At 60.2% G+C, this 8,813-nt stretch carries 7 protein-coding genes, 1 rRNA gene and 2 pseudogenes; 6 read left to right on the top strand and 4 right to left on the bottom strand.

Going from position 1 to position 8,813, the window contains the following annotated elements; translation table 11 throughout:
* Positions 1-1,214: 1,214 nt before the first annotated feature.
* From ASF71_RS24565 to ASF71_RS23070, 3 genes are all read left to right on the top strand, one after another.
* Complete coding sequence (locus tag ASF71_RS24565) at positions 1,215-1,427, top strand: hypothetical protein (protein WP_162243132.1); 213 nt, start codon at positions 1,215-1,217, stop codon at positions 1,425-1,427.
* A 454-nt stretch (positions 1,428-1,881) separates the two neighbouring features.
* Positions 1,882-2,709, top strand: a complete 828-nt coding sequence (locus tag ASF71_RS16545) for a hypothetical protein (RefSeq protein ID WP_056302308.1) — start codon at positions 1,882-1,884, stop codon at positions 2,707-2,709.
* A gap of 51 nt (positions 2,710-2,760) precedes the next feature.
* Complete coding sequence (locus ASF71_RS23070) at positions 2,761-4,092, top strand: RCC1 domain-containing protein (RefSeq protein ID WP_156372920.1); 1,332 nt, start codon at positions 2,761-2,763, stop codon at positions 4,090-4,092.
* Positions 4,093-4,475: 383 nt separating this feature from the next.
* On the opposite strand, the gene ASF71_RS16535 is transcribed toward ASF71_RS23070, so the two are convergent.
* Positions 4,476-5,444, bottom strand: a complete 969-nt coding sequence (locus ASF71_RS16535; protein WP_056302306.1) for a tyrosine-type recombinase/integrase — start codon at positions 5,442-5,444, stop codon at positions 4,476-4,478.
* A gap of 144 nt (positions 5,445-5,588) precedes the next feature.
* Between ASF71_RS16535 and ASF71_RS24560 the strand changes: the two genes are divergently transcribed.
* Positions 5,589-5,798: a hypothetical protein gene (locus tag ASF71_RS24560; protein WP_162243131.1), complete on the top strand. Its 210-nt coding sequence runs from the start codon at positions 5,589-5,591 to the stop codon at positions 5,796-5,798.
* On the opposite strand, the pseudogene ASF71_RS16525 reads toward ASF71_RS24560, so the two are convergent.
* A pseudogene (locus ASF71_RS16525) lies at positions 5,753-6,520 on the bottom strand (tyrosine-type recombinase/integrase); the annotation flags it as partial. The gene ASF71_RS24560 and the pseudogene ASF71_RS16525 overlap by 46 nt on opposite strands.
* The gene (locus ASF71_RS24100; protein ID WP_156372919.1) at positions 6,517-6,681 is read right to left on the bottom strand and encodes a hypothetical protein; all 165 of its coding nucleotides are present in this window, start codon (positions 6,679-6,681) and stop codon (positions 6,517-6,519) included. The gene ASF71_RS24100 and the pseudogene ASF71_RS16525, both read right to left, overlap by 4 nt.
* A gap of 445 nt (positions 6,682-7,126) precedes the next feature.
* Here ASF71_RS24100 and ASF71_RS25870 point away from each other — a divergent pair.
* Positions 7,127-8,002 (top strand): annotated as a pseudogene (locus ASF71_RS25870) (IS630 family transposase); the annotation flags it as partial.
* Position 8,003: 1 nt separating this feature from the next.
* A partial coding sequence (locus tag ASF71_RS25325; protein ID WP_235514549.1) for a transposase occupies positions 8,004-8,252 on the top strand: 249 nt, incomplete at its 5' end.
* A 301-nt stretch (positions 8,253-8,553) separates the two neighbouring features.
* Here the strand turns inward: ASF71_RS25325 and rrf are convergent.
* Positions 8,554-8,665 (bottom strand): 5S ribosomal RNA (gene rrf / locus ASF71_RS16515).
* Positions 8,666-8,813: the final 148 nt, after the last annotated feature.

Raw genomic sequence — 8,813 nt, 5'->3', positions numbered from 1 at the left:
CGAGCGCCGTCATTCGGCGCTCGGCTACGCTACGCCCTGGTCTACACTCACGTCATCGGCGAACGCTCGCAACGCCGCTTGAAGTCAAACCTGGAGCATTACCCTAAGCGAGCCAAGATTGCCCAGACAGTGCTGTCTACGCCGTGCAGGAAGCACTTCCCGACTCGGTCGAGAGCTGGGTGCTGCCACTACTCGAAGGCGAGGGCATTACGCGCATGATTGAAGCGACCTTCCGCAAGCTGTTCGGAGAGCAAGTCAGCACCTGCCCCTCCAGGCAGCAGGCCTGTCCGGCCGGGCCACACACCGCCCCAGGACCGCCAACGCGGCGAGCAGCGTGACTTCCGACGTGGGTTGAGAGAAACCCAGTGACCGCGGGCGCCCGGCCAGGCGCCCAGGGCGCGCGTGCTCCGCACGCGCAGGCTCTTCCTGTCCGGCTCACAGTCCGTCCCTCGGGTACCGGTGCCCTCCACCGGCAGATCTGCATCTCTGCCCTGCGCCAGCCCAGGCCCCGGCTAGCACGGCCACCCGCGCCGCTCGCGGGCCAGGACAAGCTCGTACGGAGGCTCGCCGTGTCGTCTGCCAGCACGACCGGCTGCCCCCCGCGACGGCAACCCGAACCTTGCTGGCCGGGGAGCCGACCCCACGCCCACCGGAAAGCCAAGTCCGGAATCTACCTCTGGAGGACTGCCCATGAAGACCTGAGTCGCTCGACCGTTCAATCCACCCCGTAGAGGGAACGGTGCCCTTGCGGGGGTCAAGCGCGGCGTGCAAGGCCAGCGTGCTCCACACGCGACTGGTTCGACTCCAGTCTCCGCCCCCGATTCACACTGAGGTCCCTGAATGAATACACGATAAGCCGCACAGCTTACCCGCCACGCGCTGCTGCGCGAAGATACACAGCCTGAGCCGGTAGGGATCTTCGGGGTAAGCGAGTGCCGCATCCGGAGGGGAAGTACCGGTACAGAGAAGAAGCCACTACAAATGCCCATGCGAAAGAGGTTGAGTCTCCTCAAAGAACTGCACGCCCGAGGTTACGCTGCCTGGGTTAGCGCTTACGGGGCGAGCTGTTGCACTGCCTGGCTCACGGTGAGCCGGTCGGCAGAGAAGGACTTCTGAGCTTTAGGACGGTCTCCCTCGAGGAGGCGATCCGGCACAACGCGGCCGAGCGGCTCTACCACCCCCTCGGGACGCAGGACACGGCTGTGGGGATCGCAGTGCTGCGCCGCATGGCACTAGACACGCCTGTTTATCTTGTACGTCTGGAGGCGGGTTACATCCAGCGCATCCTGCACCGGGTCAACGTCGAACAGATTAGTGAGAGACGACTGATTGAGCAGGGCGTCACCGGCTACGCAGCGGCCTTCGAGACGAATGGGAAACGCATACTGGTGCTCGTGTCGCGTGCGCCGTTGCGACGGCCTAAATAGAGAGCAGTCGATCTGTCGTCTGAGCCAGTTCATGTCTCCTTCCGTCTGAAAGCCTCCAAAAAAATGGAAGTAGTGCCCCGGAGGGGTGTAACCGTTTCCCCTGGTTCCTGTTTATCCTTCGGTGTCAGGCACATTGGCTTGGCCACGTCGGGGGTCTTCCAAGCTGTTGGCCCGAATATCCGCTACAGGAGAGCAGCTCATTCGGATGATCTTTACCGAAGACGCACTTTGACTTCCTTCCGTTCCAACTCCCTGTCTTTAGTAGGGCTTCCCTGTGGCTATCCAGTTTTTGCTGCCTTCCAGACAATGACGGTCGTTCCAGCTGGTGCAAGAGTTCTCTCTAAGCTTTCCGTTTTCTCTCGTCCGCAACGTGGGTGGCCACGCTCCGAGCCACCCATATTTCAGTGAGCATTGGTCTTGCTCATGGGTTCTTTCACAGAGGCAAGTTCTAACCATGACCCGACAACATCTTCTCCTCCTACTTCCCGCTCTTTTCCTGGCCGCCTGCGGACAGGTGCCCTCTGTTCCCCCCGTCGCAGCTCTTCCAGGAGTCACTGCGCCGAGCACGCCTGTTCCCCAGACCCTCCCGGGTGTCTTCCAGATCAACTTCCAAGGTATCGGTACGGACGCGCTCACCAGTCGCGTTCAGGCCCTCTCTCCTAGTAGTCTGGGCGCTCAGGGCCTCATCAGTGCACCGGACCAGTTCACTTTTTCGCCCGTCATCGTGCAGACCTTCGCTGTCACAGCGACTGGTATCCGCCATGTACGCGTGACCTATAGGGTCACCAACAACACAGGTCAGACGCTCCGCAATCCGAAGCTCGTCGCAGTGGTTCCTCAGGGCAGCATGACCGACAGTGTCTTCACGAACGTGCGGTACTACGACGGCTCGGACGCCAGTGCAGCTACGAGTAAGCTCTCGCTCGTCCAAGCCCAGAGTGCTGATACGTCCACAGGCACTGCAGTAACCGATCCTCTGGCCAACATCCTTCTGACTGATCTGGACGTCAGTCAAGTGGATACGGTAGGCAAAGGGATCAAGGCTATGACGCAGATTGGATGGGCACTGACTACTCCCTCTACGTCAGGTCTTGCAGCCTTCATGGCTCCAGGTGACAGTACTCTTGTGACCTTTGGTGTGAATGTGCCAATGACCTCCGCAGCGAACGGCGGAGCCACCAAAGATCCCTTCAGCTTCTCCCTGAACGTGACAGCTGTACGCGATGCCGAGCCGCTTGTGGCGCTGAGTTCCGCAGTCAAACAGTGGGATTCGACCAGTTAGACGTCCGGGAGTTACGTCAAATTCCCGACTCAGGTGTATAGGGACAATGGGTTGATCACGAAGAGCCTAGCCGCCTACTACGATGTCATCAACCTGAACGACTCAACAACGAAAGTGCTGTGCGGTGGTGACGCGAATATCAGCGTCACGAAACTGAACAACGACGGTGTCAACTTCCCCAATCGTTGGCGCGTGCAACTTTCCGCAGTAGGCAAGCACGAACTGCTGGTATTTGAAGGTATGAGTTGTCCGGCAACTGGAACGCCTCTTCTGATTCAGTCTGTTATCGGAGTCCTCGCAGGTGGAACGACTGTTGCTGCGGGAATGAGTGGCAATTATAGTCTGGCACTCCGGGCGGATAGTACGGTTCAAAGCTGGGGAGACAATACGTACGGACAGCTAGGAGATGGAACGTTCAATAATCGCATGTTACCCGTCACCGTCTCTGGCCTGACGGGTGTTATTAGTCTGGCTGTAGGCCGCAACCATAGTTTGGCGCTCCGGGCGGACGGCACGGTCCGAGGCTGGGGCCAAAACAGTTCTGGACAACTGGGTGACGGTGTTTTCGCGACATACCGCACAACGCCCGTCAGTGCTCTGGGGTTGAGCGATATCGTTGCTATTGCCGCAGGTGCGGATCACAGTCTGGCTCTGAAGGCGGACGGGACCGTCCAGAGTTGGGGTGCCAACACCTACGGACAGCTGGGGGACGGCACCACGACTTCTCGTCTTATGCCCGTCAAGGTTCCTGGGCTGACCGGGGTAGTCAACGTCGCTACAGGGGGCGTTCATAGTCTGGCTCTGAAGGCAGACGGGACGGTCCAGAGTTGGGGCATGAACAGCTCCGGTCAACTGGGGGACGGAACAACAACTATTCGTGTTGCGCCCGTTGGCGTCTTGGGTGTGGCGGGGGTGACCAGTGTGACAGCGGGTACGGCCCATAGCTCGGCACTTCGGTCAGACGGCACGGTTCAAAGCTGGGGAAGAAATGACAGTGGCCAAGTGGGGGATGGGACGACGACAGACCGTACAGTTCCTGTAGTTGTGAATGGTCTGACTAACGTCATCCGCCTTGCTCAAGGTGCCGACTATTCCTTGGCACTCCAATCGAACGGGACCGTTCAAAGCTGGGGTGCCAATATTTTTGGTCAGTTGGGAGACGGAACAACAGTCTCACGAACAGTTCCTGGCAGTGTCGGTGGCCTGACAGGCGTGAGGGGCATTGCTGTTGGTGGAGGGCATAACCTTGCCTTGCAGGGGAATGGGACGGTACTGAGTTGGGGCGTGAACGGTAAGGGCCAGTTGGGAGACGGGACTATGACGACTCGTCCCAGCCCTGTCGGAGTTTCTGGCCTGAATGGAGTGTTCCAGCCTATGCCATAGAGGTTGAAGAGGAGTCTGGCCACCGAGTGTTCCTGACCATGTAAGGACTGATCCATCTCTACAGCTGAGTTCGCCGAGTACCGCACTCGCATGGCGCAGGAGCGCGCGGTTGCCTCACAGGTTCAGAGGGCAGGGTCCCGTGAATGCCTGGCAGGCCACTCAGCTCGCCCGCAGGCGCTGTTACACGATCCGTAACCCGAGCTGGAAGGGGTTCTTGCGGAGGTTAGGCCCCGTGTCCGTAAGGGCGGTGGCGGACAGTTCGCAGACCTGCTCAGCTCTGCAGATCAGAAGCTCTGCGAGGCCAAGCGTCAGGGACGTAACCGCGTAGTCTGCAACGCCTCTTCTGAGGAGTGACGTACTGGGCCGCAAGCTTCCCGTCGGGATCACCAGTCGGCGACCGGCTTCTTCTTGCCCTTCCGGGCGTAGTTAACGTAGATCTCGCTGCTGTCCACAGTCCGGTGCCGTAGATGGTCGCGGACAGCGAGCAGGTCCTGACTCTCCACATAGATCCGAGTTCCTGCTGTATGCCGCAGACCGTGGACCTCGCGGCCCTCGTACTGGACACCGGCTGCCACGCAGGTGCGGCGCATGGCCTTTTCGACGCCCTGGCGGGTGCGCATCCGCAGCACCCAGGGGCCGTAGTTGGGCGACGCACTGAGCCACGAGCGCAGCACGGCCACGGCGGTGCGTGAGAGCGCGACTGCTTGGCGGCGCTGTCTCTTGCCGGTCACGACCAGGTACGGCTCCGGCGCATCGAGGTGCAGGTCCTTGCGCAGCAGCGTGGTCATCTCGGTGGCCCGCAAGCCTGAGTGAGCGCCCAGGACCACGATTACAGCTTCCTGAACCCCGGCGTGCAGCAACAACAGCGCGAGGTCTTCGGGGGCGTAGGGTTGACGCTTTTCCCATCGCGGCACCGGGTCATAGGCGGCCCGGACGTCGGTGAAAGGGGCGGCGTCGGTGGCGCCACTCCAGCGCAGGGCGGTGTAGATCGCTCTGGCGCCGGCGAGGCGGTTGCGAACGCTGCTGGGGGCTAGGCCACTGGCCTCCAGGTGACGCGCATATCTGAAGCCCATGCTGCCGCCGGGGCGGATCAGGCTGATGCCTGCGGGTCCGGCCCAAGCGAGGAACACCTGCAGGCCGATGCGGTAACTCTCCAGGGTGTTGTGACTGACCCGGGCACCCCGAGCACCGTGAGTAACGAGGTAGGCCTCGGTGAGTGCCCAGAGTCCTTCCTCGTCCCGATCGCGGGCGGCGCGGAGGCCTTCGCGTTTGAGGGCTTCGGGTTCGAGGCCGGCGACCCGGTCGGCTCGGGTCTGGAGGTCCAGGTTGGCGACCGTCAGTTCCAGGGTCATAGCGAGCAAGGTAGCGCGTCCGTGAGTTGAGGCGTCTCCTCCGTGAAGTGTTCGTATCACGGATTATGGAAACTTTCTCCCCCCAATCCCAATCCCCTGCCCCTGCCCCAGCAGGAGCACAAGGTCCCCATACCCCAAGAATCCATGGAATCCCCAGAGACCTACGACCTTAAAGCCTCCTGCACCCCCGACCTCCTCTACACCTTCGGCGTCAGCCTCCAGGCCAGCCACCGTCTCATCCTCCACGCCCGCCCCACTCCCGAAAACCTCGCCTACCGCGACGCCCTCTGGACCTTCGCCGAGCAGCTCCCCGCCGCCCAAAAGGCTTGGCCCATCCGGGACTTCGCTTGGTGATAGGTCCACTCGGAGAGAGAGCCGTCCGCGTGCAGGGGAGAGGCTAGCCACGGCATTACGCACCCGCTTGCCCAGTGGGACCTGACGGATCTTGCCTCCTTTGCCGTGTACCGTCACTCTCCTACCCTGGAGATCGCCGATCTTCACATTGAGGGCTTCGCTCACGCGGAGACCAGCGTGGGTGCAGAGGAGCAGCAAGGCCGCCAACCGAGGCCCACAGTGCGCCAGGACAGCATCGATTTCCTGGGCGTACGGTGGATTCTTGACGATGCCGGGAGTAGGATCGGGCGGTACATAGGCATTCTCGAACGGTTGGGCATCCGTCGCGTTCGCCCAGCGCAGCGCCCGGTACAGTGCGCGTGCTCCTGCACTGTATTGCGCGACGGTCGAGGCCGACAGCGTTCCAATGCGGCCTCGATCCTGCGAGGGCCTTGTCTGTAGCTGCGCGACGTACCGCTATCCATCCCGCCTGGCCGGCCGCAGGAGGTGTACGCCGCGATCTTGGGCCCAAGGTACGAAATCCCGCACGGCCAGGCTGTAGGCGGCCAGCGTCTTGGGACTCGTCCGGGCACCTCTGCGGCTGCCGGCGGTCATGTAGCTTGCGTGACCTGTACCAGGGTGTCGACGTCGTAGGTGCTCGCGGCCTCAACCGCTTGGACGCGCAGAGCCTGGTCGGTCAGGTTGGTCAGCGTGAGGACCTGATTGAGACGAACGAGCATCACTCGGGCTTCTCAAGCAGACGCTGGGCAAGCACCAGATGGTTTTCATTGTCAATGACTTCGAGTTCGCCTTCCAGAAAACGGAGACTATAGTCGGACTTGGTCTGAAGGTCAAGCCAGACTGCCAGCGGACTTTCCTGTCTCGAGAGGTGATTGGTGCGCATAGGTAGCGCCAAGATACTCGTCTTCTTCAGTTTTGACACCAATAGCCATTGGCGTCAAAAGCGATTGCCAGTTTATATAGCAAGATTCTAGACCCACCTACGTGCACAACGCTTGCGCCCACCCTCTCAAGCTCTGACAAGGTTTGGTTCAGGTTGTCGCATCAACAGGGAGTACCTTTGATGCGTTAACAGGAAATTCTTTAGGGAGAGCAGTGGAACGAATCCGAAGGGTTTCAGAGAGTCGAGTATAAGCCGGAACAGCCGAAATCTAAAAAGGGGCTCCCTGTTGATGTTTGGCAAGCAGCCTTTCGGTGGGCTCAGGCTGGTTCCGGTTGTTTCATTGACAGAGAGTACTTTTAGGGGATGTCACGGCGCAAACTCTATCCCCGTACCTGACTCAAATTATTGAGCTCGGCGTAAATTATCATTGCCATACTGAGTGGGTATGTCTGGTTGGAAACCCTCAAAACTCACCCGTGCCCAGCAGGAAGAACGCCGCCTCGCCGCAAAAGAATGGCTGCAACAAGGGACCTTCTCTCGCCAGGCCATCGCAGAGCACTTCGGGGTCTCACACGGTCGGCACTTGGGTCACGCGGCTGAACCAGCAGTGCACCCTCGGGGCCACCGTCGCGACTGGACGTCCCAGCCGATTGACGGACGAACAGCGCGAAGAGATYCGAACCCTCCYGCRGGAGGGTTCACGTCATCACGGCTMCCCAGATGAMAGCTGGACGACGGCCCGCGTGCGGGMCGTGATCGGCCGCCATCTGGGCATCTGGTATCACCGTGATCATGTTCGCAAGCTGCTYCATGCGCTGGGGTTTACACCGCAGATGCCGGATGGACGRGCAGCAGAACGCAACGAATTCCGGATTGCCARCTGGAAAGAACAGGTGGCCCCGGAGTTGAAAAAAAAGGTCGCTGAGGGCGCCACCTTGGTCTATCTCGATGAGGTGGGCTTTGCGATGAAGGGCGTACRCCGGCAGACCTGGAACACCAGGGGCGTGACGCCCYTGGTGACCTTGCCCGCGAACTGGGAGAAGCTTTCCACCATAGGGGCAATCACCTCKGGGGGACARTTCTTCCAGAACACAMAAAAGGGCGCCATGCGGAGTGGGGATGTGATCCAGTTTTTCGAGCATGTGCTGCGCCATGTGACCGGGCACTTGGTGGTCGTCCTGGACAATGCGGGCATCCACCGGGCCAAAACCGTGCAGACGTTCGTGGCCAGCCACGAACGTCTCTCACTGGTGTACTTACCGCCGTATGCCCCAGAGCTCAACCCCATCGAGCTGGTCTGGGCATACGTCAAGCGCAATGTNCGGGCCAAAGCCGTGCAGACGTTCGTGGCCAGCCACGAACGTCTCTCACTGGTGTACTTACCGCCGTATGCCCCAGAGCTCAACCCCATCGAGCTGGTCTGGGCATAYGTCAAGCGCAATGTCCTGGGGAACTTCTGTGCGTCGAACCTGGACGAGCTCAAGGCCCGGTTGGTCAGTGCCTGGCAGCGCGTGCACTACATCCAGCTTCCACAGCACCTGATGGACTCTAATTTATGCCGAGATCAATAACACCACCTGGCGGTACGTCGCTCTAGAAGAAAATGACCTTCAGGACGAGGTAGAGGACTTTTAGGTGCGGCTATGTAAAGGTCTGGCTTACGTCTGTAAACCAGACCTTTTTAGAGATGTGAAAATTGTGATGGTGGATGAGCAAAGCTAGGCAACAAAAAAGCGCCCTTTCTCAGAGGGCGCGAATATTCCGTGTTGGGTAGAAAAAAGAAAAACCCCCGCGCTGACCGACTTTTCCGGGCTGCTGCCAGCCGAGTATCATTGGCGCTGCTGTGTTTCACGACCCAGTTCGGCATGGAGTGGGGTGGGTCCCCGACTTTTCCGGGCTGCTGCCAGCCGAGTATCATTGGCGCTGCTGTGTTTCACGACCCAGTTCGGCATGGAGTGGGGTGGGTCCACAGCGCTGTGGGCACGGGGGTGTCTGGATTTTGGGTACTGCCACACACATGATGGACCCGCGAAGTTCAGAAAGAAGAGGAGAGATCAAGACCTCGTCTGATGAGCACCAGTCAGCTGAGCACATTGCTGTGCTTGCACCTCTGGCCTCTTGACCCGGTGGTC

Source organism: Deinococcus sp. Leaf326 (genome assembly GCF_001424185.1).
Taxonomy (GTDB): domain Bacteria; phylum Deinococcota; class Deinococci; order Deinococcales; family Deinococcaceae; genus Deinococcus.
This window is presented reverse-complemented; position numbering and strand designations above follow the sequence as displayed.

Bases quoted from the DNA above. Each gene is read 5' to 3' on its own strand.
- ASF71_RS16545 (WP_056302308.1), top strand. From the start codon at position 1,882: ATGACCCGACAACATCTTCTCCTCCTACTTCCCGCTCTTTTCCTGGCC.
- ASF71_RS16535 (WP_056302306.1), bottom strand. From the start codon at position 5,444: ATGACCCTGGAACTGACGGTCGCCAACCTGGACCTCCAGACCCGAGCC.
- ASF71_RS24560 (WP_162243131.1), top strand. From the start codon at position 5,589: ATGGAATCCCCAGAGACCTACGACCTTAAAGCCTCCTGCACCCCCGAC.
- ASF71_RS24100 (WP_156372919.1), bottom strand. From the start codon at position 6,681: ATGCGCACCAATCACCTCTCGAGACAGGAAAGTCCGCTGGCAGTCTGG.